We start from the raw sequence: 19,737 nt of genomic DNA on the forward strand, positions 1-19,737 counted from the left end.
GGTCATGAATATGACTATGAGCACGCCGTTTACCGACAACTATGACAAATCGTTTCTTCTGGAAACGATGATGGGGCCGAATGCCATGCGCATTATGGAAGAAATGGCAAATATGCTCCCCATTTCTCCGGGTATGCGTATTCTCGACCTCGGTTGCGGAACGGGAATTTCGTCCATTCTGCTTGCGGAAAAATATGATGTGACAGTGTTTGCAGCCGATTTATGGATCTCCCCTACCGAAAACGCGAAACGGTTCGCAGGGCTGGGGCTTGAATCTAAAATAATTCCTCTCTTAGTAGACGCAACGAAAGAAATCCCATTTGCTCATGAATACTTTGACATGATCATAAGTGTGGATGCTTATCAGTACTTCGGCGGCAACGAAGCCACACTGTCAAAACTCCTGCCTTTTGTAAAAAAAAGTGGACTGATAGCGGTTGCCGTACCTGGATTTATACAAGACTACCCAGAAGGCCAGTTACCGGAGGAGGTTCAACCTTTCTGGACACCAGAGTGGTATTTTTACTCCTGTAACTGGTGGAAGGCTTTATGGGGAAAAGAACCCGGCATAGAGATTACCATGCTGCGCGAAATGAACTCATGCCGGCAGGCATGGGATGAATATCTGCAATCTCCCAGTTGGCATGCTCAAAAAATGATTCCCATAATGCAGGCAGGGGCCGGAAAATATTTCAACATTATCCAAATCGTAGGGCAGAAAGTTTTATAGGACCTCGCCTCTAATTTTCGCTCCGCCCTTCAGGGGCGGGGCGAATTTCCACGGAATAAAGGGTATTCACTGCGACAGAAAATCTTTCGCTATAAAATTAATGACATAACGATATACCAGCTTGCATCATCCCTTTTCGATAATTAGTCGCTTAAAACATTAGTTAGCTCACTATTTATAAACCTGTTCTTGGAATAAGGACTCTTATCAGGCGCAATAAAAGCTGTTAAAATTGACCAATATCAATTATTGCCTGAGCAAAATCTATGATCCCGGAAAAGCGAATAATTCGACGCATTCAGTCTGGTGGTTGTGCAATTCATTGTCAGGATTGCAGCATAAGCCAGCTTTGCATCCCGTTTACCTTGAACGAGCACGAGCTGGGTCAACTCGACAATATCATTGAACGAAAAAAACCAATCCAGAAAGGACAGGCGTTGTTTAAAGCGGGTGATGAACTGAAGTCGCTGTACGCCATTCGTTCCGGCACCATAAAAAGCTATACAATTACTGAACAAGGTGACGAACAGATCACCGGCTTTCATTTGGCCGGTGATCTGGTGGGGTTTGACGCGATTGGTAGTGCCCTGCACCCCAGTTTTGCGCAGGCTCTGGAAACGTCTATGGTTTGTGAGATCCCCTTCGAAACACTTGATGACCTTTCCGGTAAAATGCCCAATCTGCGTCAGCAGATAATGCGCTTGATGAGCGGTGAAATCCGAGGCGATCAAGACATGATACTGTTGTTGTCAAAGAAAAATGCCGAGGAACGTCTGGCGGCATTTGTCTATAACCTCTCGCGTCGTTTTGCCCAACGCGGTTTCTCTCCGCGCGAGTTTCGTCTCACCATGACCCGTGGCGATATTGGCAACTATCTGGGACTGACAGTAGAAACTATCAGTCGGTTGCTGGGCCGTTTCCAGAAAAGCGGCATGCTAGCGGTGAAAGGGAAATATATCACTATTGAAAACAATGAGACACTGGCCGAGCTGGCGGGTGCTGCTAAAACTAACGCCTAACCTATTGCTGGATCAATGATTTTTCTGAATTATTGATCCAGCGCTCATCATCAGTTGTTCAAAGCGATTTCATTGAGGTACTCTTAATTTACTGGCTGTGGATTGACAGTCGTTAGGAGGACCCTATGGCGAAGTATCAGAACCTACTGGTAGCTATTGACCCTGATCAAGATGACCAACCAGCGTTACGTCGCGCTGTTTACCTGATTCAACGGCTTGGCGGCCGTATCAAGGCGTTCCTGCCTATTTACGACTTTTCTTACGAAATGACCACCCTGCTCTCACCAGATGAACGAACAGAGATGCGACAGGGCGTCATCGCTCAACGTATTGAATGGATTGCAGAACAATGCAAACACTATATTGATGCAGGCGTTTCTATTGATATTAAAGTGGTCTGGCACAATAAACCCTTTGAAGCCATCATTCAGGAAGTCATTACCGGGAAGCATGATCTATTGCTCAAAATGGCTCACCAGCATGACAGGCTGGAAGCCGTTATCTTTACACCTACCGACTGGCAACTGTTGCGTAAATGTCCTTGCCCGGTATGGATGGTAAAAGATCAGCCCTGGCCGGAAGGCGGACGCGCTTTAGTTGCTGTCAATCTGGCGAGTGAAGACCCTTATCACGACCCACTTAATGTAAAACTGGTTACCGAAACATTGGAATTGGCCAAGCAGGTGAACCAAACAGAAGTCCATCTTGTTGGTGCCTATCCGGTAACCCCCATCAATATTGCCATTGAACTGCCTGATTTTGACCCCAGTGTCTACAATGATGCCATTCGTGGACAACATTTGATTGCCATGAAAGCACTGCGTCAGAAATTTAATCTGGATGAACGACTAACCCATGTTGAAAAAGGGCTACCAGAGGAAGTCATTCCTGATCTAGCGGAACACTTACAGGCTGGGGTGGTGGTGTTGGGTTCTCTGGGTCGTACAGGACTGTCCGCCGCCTTCATCGGTAACACTGTCGAGCATGTTATTGATCACCTGAAATGCGATTTGCTGGCGATAAAACCCGAGGATTTCGTTTCTCCAATCGTTCAGGGAAACGATAACGAGGATAAAACAGAGTAAAATTCCGATCTCATACCTGGGTTTATTGACAATCAGGGGGGTAATCTCCCCTGATTGTGCACCCTTCAATGGAAACGCTATAGCCTATACACCCGTTACAGTGCTTTCAGAATCGCTTCCACACTCGCTTTGGCATCACCAAACAGCATTTGAGTATTCTCTTTAAAGAACAGTGGATTCTGAACACCCGCATAACCGGTATTCATCGAACGTTTAAAGACGATAACATTCTGTGCTTTCCACACTTCCAGCACCGGCATACCTGCGATCGGACTATGTGGGTCTTCCTGTGCCGCCGGGTTTACCGTGTCATTAGCACCGATAACCAGCACCGTATCGGTATCAGCAAAATCATCATTGATTTCATCCATTTCCAACACGATGTCATACGGAACCTTGGCTTCGGCCAGCAACACGTTCATGTGTCCAGGTAAACGTCCAGCAACCGGGTGGATACCAAAACGGACCTTTACACCCCGAGCTCGCAGCTTGTCGGTAATGTCATGCACTGGATATTGAGCCTGTGCCACCGCCATTCCATACCCCGGTGTAATAATCACCGAGCTGGAATTCTTCAGCAACTCTGCAACTTCTTCCGCAGACGTTTCACGATACTCTCCCACTTCTTCACTACTTCCGGTAGAAGAACCATCAGACCCGAATCCACCGGCAATCACACTAATGAAAGAACGATTCATCGCCTTACACATGATATACGACAGGATCGCACCCGATGAGCCGACCAATGCCCCGGTGACAATCAGCAGGTCGTTGCTCAGCATAAAACCCGCCGCCGCCGCCGCCCAACCAGAGTAAGAGTTCAGCATTGAAACGACGACTGGCATATCAGCACCACCAATGGATGCCACCAGATGCCAACCAAAGACCAGCGCAATAGCGGTCATCAATAACAACGCAATGGACTGCAATGCAACACTGCCAGTATTTACGAATAGCAGGAGCAGCAGGAAAGAAACGACCAGCGCCGCCAGATTCATCTTATGACGATGAGGCAACATCAACGGCTTAGAGGAAATAAGTCCACGTAGTTTACCAAAAGCTACCACTGAACCGGTAAAGGTCACCGCACCAATAAAGATCCCCAGGAAAACTTCCGTCAAATGGATATTTACCATTACTGCATCGGTAATTTCTCCGTGATCAAGAAAACTGTTGAATCCAACCAGTACTGCGGCGATACCCACGAAACTGTGCAGAATAGCAACCAGTTCCGGCATTTCAGTCATTTCCACCTTACGTGCCAGATAAACACCAATCGCGCCACCAATCAGCATAGCGATGATGATCCAGCCGATATTGCCGGCATGAGGTCCCAAAATCGTTGCCAGTAAGGCGATAGCCATCCCGGTAATGCCGAAAATATTTCCCTGCTGGGATGTCTCATGCTTGGATAACCCAGCGAGACTACAAATAAACAGAATGGCAGCGACGATGTACGCTGCTGTAACTAATCCCCCAGACATGTGCTACCCCTTAATTCTTGCGGAACATTTTCAGCATGCGCTGAGTGACGGTAAAACCACCGAAAATATTAATGCTGGCGATCAATACGGCAATGAAGGATAAACACGATACCCATCCACCATGGTCAATCTGCAGTAATGCACCCACCACAATAATGCCTGATATTGCATTGGTGACCGACATTAGCGGGGTATGCAGAGCATGACTCACGTTCCACACCACGTAGTATCCCACCACGCAGGCCAGTGCAAACACGGTGAAATGCGAGAGAAATTCTTTGGGAGCCACATTAGCCAACCAGCCAAACAACGCAATAGCCACTGCCATGAAAATGAATTTATTCCACGGTGAAGACTTTTTGACTTCCTTTTTCTCCGTTATCACATCGGGTTTCGCTTGCTGCGGTTGGACTGAGACTTGAATTGGTGGCGCTGGCCAGGTAATTTCGCCATTTTTAACCACGGTAACACCGCGGATAACGGTGTCTTCAAAATCAATATCTATTTCACCGTTTTTCTCTTTACACAACAACTTGAGCAGGTTCACCAGATTGGTGCCATAGAGCTGTGAAGATTGGGTTGGTAGACGGCTCGGCAGATCGGTGTAACCAATGATTTTGACGCCATTTTCCGTAAGCGTAACCTGATCGGCGACCGTAAGCTCACAGTTACCACCTGTTTGCGCCGCCAAATCGACGACCACGCTTCCGGGCTTCATGCTCAGTACCATCTCTTTGGTGATCAGACGTGGTGCTGGCTTCCCGGGGATCAATGCAGTGGTGACAATGATATCCACGTCTTTGGCTTGCGCCGCAAACAGGGCCATCTCGGCATTGATAAAAGCCTCAGACATGACTTTGGCATAGCCATCACCACTGCCTGCCTCTTCTTCAAAATCCAACTCAAGGAACTCGGCCCCCATACTTTTGACCTGCTCTTTCACTTCAGGTCGAGTATCAAACGCACGGACAATAGCCCCCAGACTGCCCGCCGCACCAATTGCCGCCAGACCCGCCACACCGGCACCAATAATCATGACTTTTGCCGGAGGCACTTTACCGGCCGCGGTAATCTGCCCAGTAAAGAAGCGGCCAAATTCGTGTGCAGCTTCCACAATGGCACGGTAACCCGCGATATTGGCCATTGAACTGAGCGCATCCATGGATTGCGCACGGGAAATACGCGGCACTGAATCCATGGCTAATACCGTTACCTGTCGCTCAGTCAGCTTTTGCAGTAATTCAGGGTTCTGAGCCGGCCAGACAAAGCTGATTATCGTGCTGCCTGCACGGACTATCTCAACTTCATCATCCTGCGGCGCATTGACTTTCAGGATAATATCGCTTTGCCAAACATCCTCTTTTCCCAGAATGGTCGCACCAGCCTGTTCATAAGTAGAATCGTCAAAACTGGCAAGTTTCCCTGCTCCACTTTCTATTGCGACCTCAAAACCCAACTTCAGCAGCTGCTCCACCGTTTTCGGTGTAGCTGCGACCCGGGCTTCATTGGTCAACCGTTCTTTTGGTACACCAATACGCATACTGAATCCCTTTCGCTTATTTTTTAACGAAGACTATCGATTATTGTCACCCACGTGAAAAACAGTTTACCGCCACTGTTCAACCCCATTGCCATAACGACAAAATCAGTTATAACCTACTGAAAATATGATTAATAATCCACATGTAAAGCCATTTTGTGCTAAAAGCGGAGTTATGGCGGGTGACAACCCCAATTTTCGGTCAGATATAACACTTATTACACGCTTTTTTAGCATTAATAACATAAAAATATTCTGCACCAATTCACAAAAACCACGTGTTACATGCTTGTTAAATAATGCTAATGTCTATAAATATGCTTTATGATGCAAAAAATACCATTCACTACTATTATTAATCGTTTTCATTGCAGCCAATTTATCGCCATTATTCGTAGCCACTCCCTCTAGGATATTGCTTAAAATGCTGAAGCAATGGAGATTGTTCCGTGTCATAATCATCCGCTACAACATAGAACCTAGAGTGGCCAGTACGAATTAACCGTATTACGTCAGAAGAAAGGATTTTTTATGAAGCTGAAAACCAGCGTTATTGCATCCACCCTCTTTTCAATATTAACGTTTTCGGCGCAGGCTGCGCAGGAACTTACTCCAGAAAAAGCACAATCAATAAAACCCTTTGAGCGTATCACGTTCATGGGACGCTATGACGCCATCTATCAAGCCGCAGCAGATGCTGCCAAACAGGCTGACAAACATGGGGCTGACGCGTTTTATATTCAGGGCACTTCGGAAGTTAACGGTGGGCGATGGGCTGTTACGGTAGATCTGTACCATAAAGATGCGCCTCCGGCCACCCACGATGTCGTTTATCGGGAATTTAACGGTGTTAAAGAGTTACCAAAAAATGAAGCCGTCAAGCTGGAACCTTATGATACCGTAACCGTTAATGGCTCTTTTTCTAATCAGCCAGACATCGAGGAAAGCATAGCCAACGCGGCAAAAGCAAAAGGCGCATACTCATTCTTTATTGTGCGACAAGTCGATATCAACTCCGATGGCAATAGTCAGAGTATTACGGCGTTTATTTATAAAAAAGATGCACCTAAGCGTCGGGTTCAGAGTCCCGATGTTATCCCGGCAGATTCTGATGCTGGCAAAGCTGCTTTAGCGGAAGGCGGTGCGGCAGCTTCTAAAGTGGAAATTCCTGGTGTAGCGTTTTCCTCCAGTTTAAGTAATAAAGTAGGTAATTTCTTTCAGACGCAAAGCTCACCCAATAACCGTTACACTGTCACCCTGGATAATGGCAAAAAGGTTCAGGAGCTGAACAATGCCACCGCCGCCCAGATGGCACCGTTTGATTCTATTACCCTGCGGGACAATTTTACTTCTCCGACTGATATCTCTGAAGCTGTTGCTAAGGAAGCGGGAAAGAAAGGGGCTAAGTACTATCACATCACCAGAGAGTGGCAGGAAAGAGGCAATCGCTACACGATCAGTGCCGACCTGTATAAATAAATTTTTACCCCATAAAAAACCCGCCGGAAGCGGGTTTTTTATGGAACGCATCCGTGCTCAATTAATGGCTGGTGTCCAGTTCCGGAAAATTTTTCACCAGATCATCAATAGCTTTGATCTGATACAGGAAAGGTTCAAGCTTATCCAATGGTAATGCTGAGGGACCGTCGCACTTGGCACTGTTGGGTTCAGGATGTGCTTCAATAAACAAGCCTGCCAGCCCCACCGCCATTCCTGCCCGCGCCAATTCTGCGACCTGAGCACGCCGTCCACCCGACGCTGCACCAAACGGATCACGGCATTGCAGCGCATGAGTGACGTCAAAGATAACTGGCGCACCATCAGACACTTGTTTCATCACGTTGAAACCGAGCATATCGACGACCAGATTGTCATAGCCGAAATTTGTGCCACGATCACACAAAATAACCTGATCGTTACCCCCTTCTTTGAATTTATCAACAATATTGCCTATTTGCCCCGGGCTGATAAATTGTGGTTTTTTCACATTAATAACCGCACCTGTTTTCGCCATCGCTTCAACTAAATCAGTTTGTCGGGCCAAAAACGCCGGTAATTGAATCACATCGACCACATCAGCAACGGGTTGCGCCTGTTGTGGCTCATGAATATCGGTGATAATTTTCACACCAAAAGTCTGTTTCAGTTCCTGAAAAATGCGCATCCCTTCTTCCAGGCCCGGACCACGATAAGAATGGATGGATGAACGATTGGCCTTGTCGAAAGAGGCTTTGAAAACATAGGGAATACCGAGTTTTTGTGTGACCGTGACATAATGCTCACAAATACGCATTGCCAAGTCACGCGACTCAAGCACATTCATGCCACCAAACAGGACAAAGGGGAGATGATTGGCAACCGGGATATCCCCGATTTTGACCACTTTGTTATTCATATTCTTACCTTTATGTCGGATAAATCAAAAAACAGCGATTAATGCAACACTATCTGCTTTTGCTCAATAGAATGAATCTGAATCTTGATCATCTCACTCACCGGATCTTCCGGGCATTGCTCGACAAAATAGTTCAGATCGGAAATCGCGATGTGATCACAATCCAACTGAGCATAAATCAATCCGCGATCACGAATTTCGTAAGGGTCTTCCGGGTCAAACTGCAATGCAGCTTCGCTGGCGCGTAACGCCAGTTCCATTTGTTTCTCTTCCATCAGAGCCGCTTTCAGCGTATCCAGCATTTTTCTGACAATCATGATATTTTCTGCTTCGTCGAGATCTTCATCTATCAACTTGGCAGAAGGTCCGATGTTGCCTTTTAGCCATACTTCCAGCACATGTTCATTGAGCGTGTCACCATTCAACGGATTGATCAGCCACATTTCCTCATCCAGCCAATCAGCGCGCAGAATCAACTGGGTGGGAAAAACGACCGGCATCAATGGAAGCGCCAACTGGTGAGCAATATGCAGGAAAACAACCCCCAACGAGACAGGCATCCCCTGGCGAGACTCAAGCACTTTATCCAACCACAAGACATCAGACAGGCAGTACACTCCACCAGCGCCACCAAAGCCCCAGGTTTTGAAGAAAAGCACGATGAGCTTTTCAAGCCGCTGCTCATGATCCAGGTTTTCAGGAATGACTTTCCTGGCTTCATCAACCAACTGTTGTAGATCGTGTCGCACACGCTGTGTGGGGAAATCACGACGTATAGTCTGAGAAACTAAAATAATGCCTTCACTTAACTGTGAACGGTTGAATTCAAAATCAGCAATAGAACTCATAGGTATTCCATCAGCACAGGTAACTTGATAAGCGGCACCCGAATAATCGGGAACAGGTCACCAAGGTGAGTTACGAACGCCAGCAGCGGATGTTGATCCGTATAGGCGTAACCTTCCGCGCCATAGCGCCAAAGGAATCTCAATAATAATGCCAAACCGTTTTTTCGTCAGCCAGCTTTCGCCAACGGAAAGCAGATAAAATGCGTAACCACCAGCAAATAATGCCGCTACACAATGGCAGATGATAATGCGTTGGTACCCGGCTTTGTCCATTGACCAAGCGAAACCCGTTCATTACCTCCATAATCCCGACAGGTAACGATCTGACAAAAACCTTGTTGTTGTAAAAGTTGACGCACTGCTTCACCCTGTTGCCAACCATGCTCCAGTAGTAACCATCCATCTTCCTGCAGAAAATTTACCGAATGCTTGATGATGATACGTAAATCAGCCATGCCCGATTCGGTTGCCACCAATGCACTGGCAGGTTCAAATCGGACATCACCCTCAGCGAGATGGTGATCCGATGCATCGATATAAGGTGGGTTGCTGGCAATCAACGTGAATTGTTGAGACGTAAGAGGGGAAAACCAGTTCCCGGTTAAAAACCGACAATTCGTCAGCCCCAGACGCACAGCATTATGTTGGGCTAACACAACAGCTTCTGGTTGAATATCAATACCGATAATATCGCAATCTGGACGCTCACTGGCTATAGCCAGCGCAATGGCACCCGTACCAGTACCAAGATCCAGAATGGATGACGGTGTAACAGGCAGATATCGCAAAGCCTGCTCCACCAGACATTCTGTATCTGGCCGAGGAATCAGCGTGGCTGGTGAAACAGACAGCGGCAATGACCAAAACTCCTTCTCACCGGTCAGATAAGCAATCGGTTCACCTTTTACCCGCCGCGCCAGTAGCATATCCAACCGCTGGTGCTGTTCTACCGTCAATTGGGTTTCACCAAAAGCCAGTAAAAATGTCTGCCGTTTGCCAGTAACGAAACCAAGTAAAATCTCTGCATCCCGCTTCGGACTTTCACTGCCAGAGAGTTGTGCGATGGCCTGAGCCAGCCAGCATTGATAATCCATTACTCTTGCTCTGAAAGCGCAGCCAACTGGTCAGCCTGATATTCCTGCACAATCGGCTGGATCAGCATTTCCAGCTTGCCTTCCATCGCTTCATCCAACCGATATAACGTCAAGTTGATGCGATGATCGGTCACCCTTCCCTGTGGGAAGTTATATGTCCGAATTCGATCTGAACGATCGCCGCTCCCCAGCAGATTACGTCGTGTGGAAGCCTCTTCCTGATGGCGTTTTTGCATTTCAGCCGCACGAATACGGGCACCCAACACTGACAACGCCTTGGCTTTATTTTTATGTTGTGAACGTTCATCCTGACATTCCACCACGATACCGGTCGGAATATGCGTAATACGGATAGCAGAGTCTGTCGTGTTGACGTGCTGCCCCCCCCGCCCCTGAAGAACGGAAAGTATCGATGCGTAAATCCGCCGGGCTGATTTCCGGCAACTCAGCCTCTGGAACTTCCGGCATGACCGCCACAGTGCAGGCCGACGTATGAATACGGCCCTGAGATTCTGTGGCCGGGACCCGTTGCACACGATGTCCACCGGACTCAAACTTCAGTTGTCCGTATGCTCCCTCACCAATAACTTTGGCAATTACTTCTTTATAACCGCCATGCTCGCCGTCACTGGCGCTCATGATTTCCACTTTCCAACGGCATGACTCAGCGTAGCGGCTATACATGCGGAATAAATCACCAGCAAAAAGAGCGGCTTCGTCACCACCAGTACCCGCTCGAATTTCCAGAAAGCAGCCACGTTCATCATCAGGATCCTTGGGCAGGAGCAGAACTTGCAACTCTTGCTCCATTACTTCACCTGAAACTTTTGCGTCTTTAAGTTCTTCCTGTGCCATCTCTCGCATTTCCGGATCGTCTAGCATCATCTCCGCTGTGGCGACATCGTCCTGCGCTTGCTGCCAACGCTGAAAACAACGAGTAATATCAGTAAGTTGTGAATACTCACGGGATAACGTCCGGAAACGGTCCATATCGGCAGTAACAGTAGGTTCACCAAGCAACGCCTGGAGTTCTTCATGGCGCTCTTGTAACGCTTCCAGTTTGGCAACAATAGAAGGCTTCATGCGTGATGTTAAATCCTGTTTGAATATAAAGAGAAAAGAATGCTAATCCAGTCCGAGGCTGTCACGCAAAATCTGCAAACGATCAAGATCGCCATTGCGGGCAGCCTGCTGGAGAGATTTGGTAGGAGCATGAATCAGGCGATTTGTCAGGCGGTATGTCAATTCCTGCACAATGGATTCAACATCGCCGCCTTGTTGGATTGCCACCATGGCTTTCATTGTCATTTCTGCACGTAAGCTATCTGCCTGAGCTCGATAATCACGAATGGTTTCAACAGCCGACTGCGCCCGCAGCCAGGCCATAAACTCTGAACTTTCCTGTTGGACAATAGACTCAGCCTGGACGGCGGCAGCCTTACGCTGCGCCAGGTTATGCTGAATGATCGCTTGCAGGTCGTCCACACTGTAAAGATAGATATTAGGCAGTTTCCCTACTTCCGGTTCGATATCCCGCGGAACAGCAATATCCACCATCAACATGGGTTGGTTACGTCGCGCCTTTAATGTCCTTTCCATCATACCTTTGCCAATGATGGGCAGCGTACTGGCCGTGGAAGTGATTACGATATTGGCATACGCCAACTGTTCACCCAATTCCGCCAGTGTAATAACTTCCGCCCCCACTTCATTAGCCAATGCCTGGGCCCGCTCACGAGTACGATTGGCAATAACCATGCGTTTTACCCGATGCTCTCGCAGATGACGGGCAACCAGCTCAATAGTTTCGCCCGCCCCCACCAGCAGAACATTGACCTCAGCCAGTGATTCGAAAATCTGACGGGCAAGTGTACAGGCAGCAAACGCAACAGACACAGCACTGCTACCGATATCCGTTTCGGTACGTACTCGTTTTGCTACGGTAAAGGATTTTTGAAATAACCGTTCAAGTTCACCAGAAAGAGAGTGTTCACGCTGTGATTCTGCAAACGCCTTTTTCACCTGGCCCAGAATTTGTGGCTCACCCAACACCAGGGAGTCCAATCCGCTGGCGACGCGCATCAGATGACTGACTGCAGCATTGTTTTCATGCCAGTAGACACTTTCTTGCACGTCATCCCGGTCTAGCTTGTGGTATTCACATAGCCAGTTGATTAACTGTTCACGCTGGTTTTCCCGATCCTCAACACTGAGATATAACTCGGTACGGTTACATGTAGACAGCAGCACGCCCCCCCTGCACCAGCGGTTGCTGTAACAGGCTATGTAACGCCTGCCCCAGAGTATCTGGCGAGAAGGCTACACGTTCTCGCAGAGAAACAGGTGCAGTTTTATGATTAATACCAAGCGCAAGCAGGGTCATGGATAGTTCTGAGTAATACCGATGTTAGTATGGGTTTCATCTGTTAAGCATTCTACTTGATGCAGACAAGCAAGAAAAGCGACACTACATGCCTCTCGTTATTCGAAATTATATCTGACGGGTAAAATAACAATGATTGACGCTAAGGACCAAGCCCGTTAGCGTGACGTATTGTTATGACCCCATCATGCTTTATAGGACAATAGTAATATGACCATAAAACCCGTCCGTTGCCTGCGGTTACTGCCATTGGCCTGTCTGTTACTGACAGCCTGTAGCCTTACTCAACCCAACGTTCCGGGTAAAAGCCCGACCTCACCTCAGTGGCAGGATCACCTGAGCAAGGTACAGCATTTGACCCAATATCAAACACGCGGATCCTTTGCCTATATCTCTAATAGGAAGAAACTTTATGCCCGATTCTTCCTACAGCAATTCTCACCCCAACGCTATCGCCTGCTGCTGACCAGCCCGTTAGGTAGCACCGAGCTGGAACTGAGAGCTCAACCTGAAAATGTGCAGATTATCGACAGTCAAGGTAAGCGCTATGTGGGGAAAGATGCGGAATATATGGTACAGCAACTGACTGGCATGGCGATTCCACTCGACAGCCTGCGTCAATGGATGCTCGGTATCCCGGGAGACGCCCAGGATTATTCACTGGATGATCATTACCTGCTGCGTAACCTCACGTATCATCAGGGGAATCAACGCTGGAATGTCACTTATCTGGGGTATATGCAAGACAGCATTCCGCCGTTGCCACAAAGTCTGGAACTGACACAGGGTGAACAACGCATCAAACTCAAGATGGATAACTGGACGGTTCAGTAAGTGACATATTCACTGGATAATCAATGGCCTTCCCCTGCCAAGCTAAATTTGTTTCTGTACATCACCGGACGGCGTGCCGATGGCTATCATAATCTACAAACGTTGTTTCAATTTTTGAATTGTGGTGACACTGTCACCATTACGCCACGTCAGGATAGCATTATTAAACTCCTCACCCCAATTATCGGGGTACCGGACGAGCAAAATCTGATAATCCGTGCGGCAACCCTGTTACAACGTTACGGTCAACGACATGGACTGCCCGTGGGGGGAGCCGATATCGCCATTGAAAAACGGCTGCCTATGGGTGGCGGACTGGGTGGCGGTTCATCCAATGCCGCCACTATCCTGGTGGCACTAAACCATCTATGGCAATGTGGATTAAATCGCACCACGCTGGCAGAGATTGGCTTGACGCTGGGAGCAGATGTGCCAGTCTTTGTTCACGGTTATGCCGCTTTTGCTGAAGGTGTGGGAGAGAAACTCACCCCCGCGTCACCACCGGAAAAATGGTATTTGGTCGCCCACCCGGGCATTAATATTCCTACACCACTCATTTTCAACGATCCTGACCTAAAACGTGACTCTCCCGTTTGTCCGCTGGAGGCACGGTTAAAGCAGACTTTCGTCAATGATTGTGAACCTATTGCAAGAAAACGTTTTCGTGAGGTTGAACAGCTACTTTCATGGCTGTTAGAATACGCCCCGGCGCGCCTGACTGGCACTGGTGCTTGTGTGTTTGCTGAATTCGACACTGAGTCTGCTGCTCGTCAGGTGCTTGACCGGGCCCCGGGATGGCTGAATGGCTTTGTCGCACAAGGTGTTAACATTTCACCTTTGCAACGCACGCTTTCCGGGCAACTCGAGGGTCGCTAAAAAACCACCGGCATCAGTGGTCTTTTAACGCCTTTATTCCTACACCCGTATGCATATTGTATCTGCGTGACATGCACCCCGGTTTCACGCCGATATGGTATTTCTCTGGACGCAAGCCTGAGGTTCTTCTCGTGCCTGATATGAAGCTTTTTGCTGGTAACGCCATCCCGGAACTAGCACAACGTATTGCCAACCGTTTGTACACTAGCCTTGGCGACGCCGCTGTTGGTCGTTTTAGTGACGGTGAAGTCAGCGTGCAAATTAACGAAAATGTACGCGGTGGTGATATATTCATCATCCAGTCCACCTGTGCACCCACCAATGATAACCTGATGGAACTGGTTGTCATGGTCGATGCCCTGCGCCGCGCTTCTGCGGGACGTATCACTGCGGTTATTCCCTACTTCGGATATGCACGCCAGGACCGTCGTGTACGTTCTGCCCGTGTGCCGATTACAGCCAAAGTGGTTGCCGACTTTCTCTCTAGCGTAGGTGTTGACCGGGTACTTACGGTTGATCTTCACGCTGAACAGATCCAAGGTTTCTTTGATGTCCCTGTGGATAATGTTTTCGGTAGCCCGATCCTTCTTGAAGATATGCTGCAACAGGATCTGAATAATCCTATTGTGGTTTCTCCGGATATTGGTGGTGTGGTACGTGCCCGCGCTATCGCCAAACTGCTGAACGATACCGACATGGCTATCATCGACAAGCGTCGTCCCCGCGCTAATGTTTCCCAGGTAATGCACATCATCGGTGACGTCGCCGGTCGTGACTGCATCCTGGTTGACGACATGATCGACACTGGCGGAACACTGTGCAAAGCAGCCGAAGCTCTGAAAGAACGCGGTGCCAAGCGTGTATTTGCTTACGCCACGCACCCAATTTTCTCCGGCAATGCCTATGACAACATCAAGAGTTCGGTTATTGATGAAGTTATTGTCTGCGATACCATCCCGTTGACTGACAAAATCAAATCTTTACCGAATGTACGCATGTTGACGTTGTCTGGCATGCTGGCGGAAGCGATTCGCCGCATCAGTAATGAAGAATCTATTTCTGCCATGTTTGAACATTAAGTCAACACGATAAGCAGAAAAAAACGCTACCAGTTTATCGGTGGCGTTTTTGTTTTTATAATTATTTTCAATAAATTATTAAACGATGTAATTGGCTGTAAGGTTGTAAATAGAAAAAAGCAACAACCCAACAGACTAAAAATAAAGAGATAATAAAAAACCGTTATAGTCTTGTGGATTTTTATTACCTCACAGCCGACATGATTTTATTACCATAATTAATGATTTTGCCGGCGGCAACGTTTATCAAAATGCTTTACCCACCAATAGCGGTCAGCTACATGCTCCCTGCCACTGACACGAGCCCCCACCAACCATAAAATGGCTCCGACGAAAATAGCTATCAGTTCAACGTAATTTGAGGCGCCGGGCAAATCCAACTTAGGCAACTGGCCAATGATAGAATAAGCGATCCCCAGGATCATCAGTAGCATACCCAACCCCATAAATATGTTACCTACAGCTACAGAATGTTTATGTTTCATATTTCACCTCCAGAAATATCTGTGGAAATAATGAGGATGTCGCTGCATTCCATTACTATTCTTTGTAATTATAGACATAATCCCTATTGACATTGAGTGAAAGGTCACAGATAAAAAACAAATTCCGTACGCATGTTAAACAATAAACACAAGTCAATAATAACCAAGCGATACCTGCCATCTATCAAGTTGCAGGCACGCAGGTTATGCTCAGTTACTCGCTTATCCCTGCGCTTCGCTTCTTTCTCTTGCAAACATCGCCGATACTTGGTGATTGCCAGGTTGTCCGTGTAAACTAACGCACCCGTTTTAGTGACTTTACTCTGCGTTACGGCATGTAACGCGTAATCTGGAACTGTATTGTGAGCAGCATCAAACTCATTGTGGGGCTGGCAAATCCGGGCGCTGAATATGCCGCGACCCGTCATAACGCTGGCGCCTGGTACGTTGACCGTCTGGCAGAATCCCACCGTCAGCCGCTCAAAGAAGAAAGCAAGTTCTTCGGTTACACCTCACGTCTGACACTTGCCGGGCACGACATCCGCTTATTGGTACCTACCACTTTCATGAACTTGAGTGGCAAAGCGGTTACAGCGATGGCAACGTTTTATCGCATTCAACCAGATGAAATTCTGGTCGCCCATGACGAACTGGATTTATTGCCAGGGATTGCCAAACTGAAACTAGGTGGCGGCCATGGTGGTCATAACGGTTTGAAAGACATTATCAATAAGTTGGGAAACAATCCCAATTTCCACCGTTTACGGATCGGTATTGGCCATCCGGGTGATAAAAATAAAGTGGTTGGTTTTGTTCTTGGTAAGCCGCCTGTCAGTGAACAGTCGCTGATTGATCAGGCGATTGACGAAGCTATCTACTGCACGGATATTCTGTTGAAAGAAAACATGACCAAAGCAATGAACCGTCTGCACGCCTTTAAAGCGTCATTATAGTCATACGGCATGATGACGGCAGATCGAGTTAAAGCATCATTATGTGTATAATTGGCCGGAATATTTTCATTTTGACAGGCCAATGAATCTAATGGCCTGATTAATAAGTTATTTAAGGTGATATAAACATGGGATTCAAATGCGGTATTGTTGGGCTGCCTAACGTCGGTAAATCCACACTGTTCAATGCGCTGACCAAAGCCGGTATCGAAGCGGCCAACTTCCCGTTTTGTACCATCGAGCCAAATACCGGCGTAGTGCCAATGCCGGATCCGCGTCTGGAGAAACTGGCAGAGATCGTAAAGCCTCAACGAATACTTCCAACAACGATGGAATTCGTTGATATCGCCGGGTTGGTAAAAGGCGCATCAAAAGGTGAAGGCCTGGGAAACCAGTTCCTGACGAATATCCGTGAAACCGAAGCCATTGGTCACGTAGTCCGCTGCTTCGAAAATGACAATATCATTCACGTTTCAGGAAAAGTGAATCCCGCTGACGACATTGACACAATTAACACCGAGCTGGCGCTGTCAGATCTGGATACGTGTGAACGTGCGATTCACCGCGTACAGAAAAAAGCCAAAGGTGGCGATAAAGACGCAAAAGTCGAGCTGTCAGCACTGGAAAAATGCTTACCACAGCTGGAAAACGCAAAAATGTTACGAGCGCTGGATCTGAGCACGGAAGAGAAAGCGGCTATCCGCTATCTGAGTTTCCTGACGCTGAAACCCACCATGTACATCGCTAACGTCAACGAAGATGGGTTTGAAAACAACCCGTATCTTGATCAAGTTCGTGAGATCGCGGAAAAAGAGGGTTCTGTCGTGGTGCCTGTCTGTGCGGCAGTGGAATCTGATATTGCTGAACTTGATGATGACGAACGCGATGAATTTATGGCCGAACTGGGTCTGGAAGAACCGGGACTCAACCGCGTTATCCGCGCTGGTTACGAACTCCTCGAACTACAGACCTATTTCACGGCTGGTGTAAAGGAAGTTCGCGCCTGGACCATTCCTGTCGGTGCGACGGCTCCGCAGGCAGCCGGTAAAATTCATACTGATTTCGAAAAAGGCTTTATCCGCGCCCAGACGATTTCTTATGAGGATTTCATTACTTATAAGGGTGAACAAGGCGCGAAAGAAGCCGGCAAAATGCGCGCCGAAGGCAAGGAATATGTCGTTAAAGATGGCGATGTTATGAACTTCCTGTTCAACGTCTAATTGGCTTCTGCTGTCTCATGGGATCTCAATGCATCTCATAAAGATCACAAAAACCTATAAAATCCACGCAATTGCGTGGATTTTTCATTTCATAACGTCTCAAATGGTTTCGTAGAAGCGCAGCTAAAATTGAGTACATAGGTGAGTACAACAAGCCTTCATCTTCATTTTAGGTGGGTACAACAACGGTATAAGAAATAGACAAGGACTCGCTATGCTCACTGATACGCAATGCCGCACTGCCAAGCCGAAAGAAAAACTCTATCGGCTCAATGATTTCAATGGTCTCTACCTCGAAGTGAAACCCAATGGCAAAAAGCATGGCGCTATCGGTTTAAACTTAACGGTAAATCAAGCATGTATGCGTTAGGTGAATATCCTGCAGTGAGACTTGCAGAGGCGCGGGAGAAATGCGAGCAAGCACGTAAGCAAGTTGCAGAGGGACTCAACCCAGCACAGGCTCGTCAGTTAGATAAGATCCGCAAAGCCAACGATGCCTCCAACACCTTTGAGCTTATCGCTAAAGAGTGGTTGCAGATGAAAGACTGGGCCGACATCACCAAAACGCGCCGCCTTGATATGCTGGAGCGTGTAGTTTTTCCCGCCATCGGCAAACTTCCGGGAAATCACCCCGCACCATATTCTTAAAATTATTCAGGAAACAGCTAAGCGTGGTGCTCCGACCGTTGCCGCTGAAGCTAGACGCACTATTTCATCGGTTTTTGGGTTGGCAGTAGCAACGCTCAGAGCAGACAGCGATCCTGTCTGGCCGGTACGTAAAGCACTTCCGGCAAACAAGACGCAGCACAAGCAGACATTGAACCCACAGCAAATCGGGAAGCTGTTAAGCTGTTTTGACAACAGTCGGCTCATACCAGGTTAACTATTGCATGTGGCTAATTTGGTGGACGCTGGCGCGGCCTGCCGAAGTTACCGAAGCGGAATGGGCAGAGTTCGATCTCGATAACGCACAGTGGAGAATTCCGGCAACGCGAATGAAGGCCCGTAGAGAACACGTTATTCCCCTTCCCTCACAAGCGGTCAACATGCTCAGAACACTACAGGGATTAACCGGGCATCGACAGCATATCTTCCCGGGGCGAGATAACCCGCGTGGCCCGATGACACCGCACTCACTGCGCCAGCTACTGAAAAGCCTCGGCTGGAGCGGAACGTATAGCCCACATGCAACCCGAACCACAGGCAGCACACGTTTAAACGAGATGGGCTATCGGCCTGATGCTATCGAGGCTCAACTTGCCCACGCGGATACCAATAATGTGCGCCGAGCGTATAATCATGCAATCTATCTTGAAGAACGGAAAGTTATGATGCAAGAATGGGCTGATAAGCTTGATGGATGGGTAGGCAGTACTGATAGCAGTGTTGATGTTTCATAAACGATGATGTATTGGTGTTTCATCATTGATTAATATATTAAATTTGTGATTATTCAAAATAACCTACAATTCAATCTACATTATATGTAAAGCACGAATAACGGATGTTGATTAACCTCACTATCAAGCCGCCGAAATTTTCACATACCCTGGCTTGATTTAGCTGATAGGAGGTACCCAGGCGCTACGCGGCCATCTGCGTTGTCAGGTACCGGTCGACAACACCCTGAATGATTTTAAGTCGGTTGACGTCATCCAAAGTAAAAAACTCCGCTGCATGGGCCGTTATCAGAATCCCTTGATGGTAAATCT

Annotated in this window: 15 protein-coding genes and 3 pseudogenes; 10 read left to right on the forward strand and 8 right to left on the reverse strand. The window is 47.7% G+C overall.

What is annotated here, in order from left to right:
* The first annotated feature begins 4 nt into the window (after positions 1-4).
* The 3 genes from PCO85_11210 to uspE all read left to right on the forward strand — a co-directional run bounded on the left by PCO85_11210 (position 5) and on the right by uspE (position 2,834).
* Complete coding sequence (locus PCO85_11210; GenBank protein ID WJV55901.1) at positions 5-730, forward strand: methyltransferase domain-containing protein; 726 nt, start codon at positions 5-7, stop codon at positions 728-730.
* Between the two features lie 266 nt (positions 731-996).
* Positions 997-1,749, forward strand: coding sequence for a fumarate/nitrate reduction transcriptional regulator Fnr (fnr, locus tag PCO85_11215; GenBank protein ID WJV55902.1), 753 nt, complete (start codon positions 997-999; stop codon positions 1,747-1,749).
* A 125-nt stretch (positions 1,750-1,874) separates the two neighbouring features.
* A complete protein-coding gene (gene uspE / locus PCO85_11220) occupies positions 1,875-2,834 on the forward strand; it encodes a universal stress protein UspE (GenBank protein WJV55903.1) in 960 nt (319 codons plus the stop codon).
* A gap of 95 nt (positions 2,835-2,929) precedes the next feature.
* Here uspE and pntB read toward each other — a convergent pair whose 3' ends face one another.
* Both pntB and pntA read right to left on the reverse strand, forming a co-directional pair.
* On the reverse strand, positions 2,930-4,318 hold the full coding sequence (gene pntB / locus PCO85_11225; protein ID WJV55904.1) for a Re/Si-specific NAD(P)(+) transhydrogenase subunit beta: 1,389 nt from the start codon (positions 4,316-4,318) through the stop codon (positions 2,930-2,932).
* 10 nt (positions 4,319-4,328) lie between these two features.
* Positions 4,329-5,858: a Re/Si-specific NAD(P)(+) transhydrogenase subunit alpha gene (gene pntA, locus PCO85_11230; protein ID WJV55905.1), complete on the reverse strand. Its 1,530-nt coding sequence runs from the start codon at positions 5,856-5,858 to the stop codon at positions 4,329-4,331.
* 531 nt (positions 5,859-6,389) lie between these two features.
* Between pntA and ydgH the strand changes: the two genes are divergently transcribed.
* A complete protein-coding gene (ydgH, locus tag PCO85_11235; protein ID WJV55906.1) occupies positions 6,390-7,337 on the forward strand; it encodes a DUF1471 family protein YdgH in 948 nt (315 codons plus the stop codon).
* Positions 7,338-7,398: 61 nt separating this feature from the next.
* On the opposite strand, the gene kdsA is transcribed toward ydgH, so the two are convergent.
* The 5 genes and pseudogenes from kdsA to hemA all read right to left on the reverse strand — a co-directional run bounded on the left by kdsA (position 7,399) and on the right by hemA (position 12,578).
* Entirely contained in the window at positions 7,399-8,253 is an 855-nt protein-coding gene (gene kdsA / locus PCO85_11240; GenBank protein ID WJV55907.1) for a 3-deoxy-8-phosphooctulonate synthase, read from the reverse strand.
* A gap of 38 nt (positions 8,254-8,291) precedes the next feature.
* On the reverse strand, positions 8,292-9,101 hold the full coding sequence (gene sirB1, locus PCO85_11245) for an invasion regulator SirB1 (GenBank protein ID WJV55908.1): 810 nt from the start codon (positions 9,099-9,101) through the stop codon (positions 8,292-8,294).
* 227 nt (positions 9,102-9,328) lie between these two features.
* Positions 9,329-10,195: a peptide chain release factor N(5)-glutamine methyltransferase gene (prmC, locus tag PCO85_11250; protein WJV55909.1), complete on the reverse strand. Its 867-nt coding sequence runs from the start codon at positions 10,193-10,195 to the stop codon at positions 9,329-9,331.
* A pseudogene (gene prfA, locus PCO85_11255) lies at positions 10,195-11,278 on the reverse strand (peptide chain release factor 1). Before prfA ends, prmC begins: the two are co-directional and overlap by 1 nt.
* Before the next feature lie 42 nt (positions 11,279-11,320).
* Positions 11,321-12,578 (reverse strand): annotated as a pseudogene (gene hemA / locus PCO85_11260) (glutamyl-tRNA reductase).
* 210 nt (positions 12,579-12,788) lie between these two features.
* Here hemA and lolB point away from each other — a divergent pair.
* From lolB to prs, 3 genes are all read left to right on the forward strand, one after another.
* Positions 12,789-13,412, forward strand: a complete 624-nt coding sequence (gene lolB / locus PCO85_11265; protein ID WJV55910.1) for a lipoprotein insertase outer membrane protein LolB — start codon at positions 12,789-12,791, stop codon at positions 13,410-13,412.
* 12 nt (positions 13,413-13,424) lie between these two features.
* Entirely contained in the window at positions 13,425-14,288 is an 864-nt protein-coding gene (gene ispE, locus PCO85_11270; protein WJV56062.1) for a 4-(cytidine 5'-diphospho)-2-C-methyl-D-erythritol kinase, read from the forward strand.
* A 131-nt stretch (positions 14,289-14,419) separates the two neighbouring features.
* On the forward strand, positions 14,420-15,367 hold the full coding sequence (prs, locus tag PCO85_11275; GenBank protein ID WJV55911.1) for a ribose-phosphate diphosphokinase: 948 nt from the start codon (positions 14,420-14,422) through the stop codon (positions 15,365-15,367).
* A 218-nt stretch (positions 15,368-15,585) separates the two neighbouring features.
* Here the strand turns inward: prs and ychH are convergent, their stop codons facing one another.
* Positions 15,586-15,852, reverse strand: coding sequence for a stress-induced protein YchH (ychH, locus tag PCO85_11280; protein WJV55912.1), 267 nt, complete (start codon positions 15,850-15,852; stop codon positions 15,586-15,588).
* 362 nt (positions 15,853-16,214) lie between these two features.
* Here ychH and pth point away from each other — a divergent pair, with 362 nt between their 5' ends.
* The 3 genes and pseudogenes from pth (at position 16,215) to PCO85_11295 (ending at position 19,425) form a co-directional block, all read left to right on the forward strand.
* Positions 16,215-16,805 (forward strand): aminoacyl-tRNA hydrolase, encoded by a 591-nt coding sequence (gene pth, locus PCO85_11285; protein ID WJV55913.1) that lies wholly within the window; start codon positions 16,215-16,217, stop codon positions 16,803-16,805.
* A gap of 128 nt (positions 16,806-16,933) precedes the next feature.
* Positions 16,934-18,025 (forward strand): redox-regulated ATPase YchF, encoded by a 1,092-nt coding sequence (gene ychF / locus PCO85_11290; GenBank protein ID WJV55914.1) that lies wholly within the window; start codon positions 16,934-16,936, stop codon positions 18,023-18,025.
* A gap of 214 nt (positions 18,026-18,239) precedes the next feature.
* A pseudogene (locus tag PCO85_11295) lies at positions 18,240-19,425 on the forward strand (integrase arm-type DNA-binding domain-containing protein).
* Positions 19,426-19,737: the final 312 nt, after the last annotated feature.

The sequence above is a fragment of the Prodigiosinella aquatilis genome (genome assembly GCA_030388725.1).
Lineage (GTDB): Bacteria > Pseudomonadota > Gammaproteobacteria > Enterobacterales > Enterobacteriaceae > Prodigiosinella > Prodigiosinella aquatilis.

Excerpts from the sequence above, each read along its gene's own strand:
- PCO85_11210 (WJV55901.1), top strand. The coding sequence starts at position 5 with ATGAATATGACTATGAGCACGCCGTTTACCGACAACTATGACAAATCG.
- fnr (WJV55902.1), top strand. The coding sequence starts at position 997 with ATGATCCCGGAAAAGCGAATAATTCGACGCATTCAGTCTGGTGGTTGT.
- uspE (WJV55903.1), top strand. The coding sequence starts at position 1,875 with ATGGCGAAGTATCAGAACCTACTGGTAGCTATTGACCCTGATCAAGAT.
- pntB (WJV55904.1), bottom strand. The coding sequence starts at position 4,318 with ATGTCTGGGGGATTAGTTACAGCAGCGTACATCGTCGCTGCCATTCTG.
- pntA (WJV55905.1), bottom strand. The coding sequence starts at position 5,858 with ATGCGTATTGGTGTACCAAAAGAACGGTTGACCAATGAAGCCCGGGTC.
- ydgH (WJV55906.1), top strand. The coding sequence starts at position 6,390 with ATGAAGCTGAAAACCAGCGTTATTGCATCCACCCTCTTTTCAATATTA.
- kdsA (WJV55907.1), bottom strand. The coding sequence starts at position 8,253 with ATGAATAACAAAGTGGTCAAAATCGGGGATATCCCGGTTGCCAATCAT.
- sirB1 (WJV55908.1), bottom strand. The coding sequence starts at position 9,101 with ATGAGTTCTATTGCTGATTTTGAATTCAACCGTTCACAGTTAAGTGAA.
- prmC (WJV55909.1), bottom strand. The coding sequence starts at position 10,195 with ATGGATTATCAATGCTGGCTGGCTCAGGCCATCGCACAACTCTCTGGC.
- lolB (WJV55910.1), top strand. The coding sequence starts at position 12,789 with ATGACCATAAAACCCGTCCGTTGCCTGCGGTTACTGCCATTGGCCTGT.
- ychH (WJV55912.1), bottom strand. The coding sequence starts at position 15,852 with ATGAAACATAAACATTCTGTAGCTGTAGGTAACATATTTATGGGGTTG.
- ychF (WJV55914.1), top strand. The coding sequence starts at position 16,934 with ATGGGATTCAAATGCGGTATTGTTGGGCTGCCTAACGTCGGTAAATCC.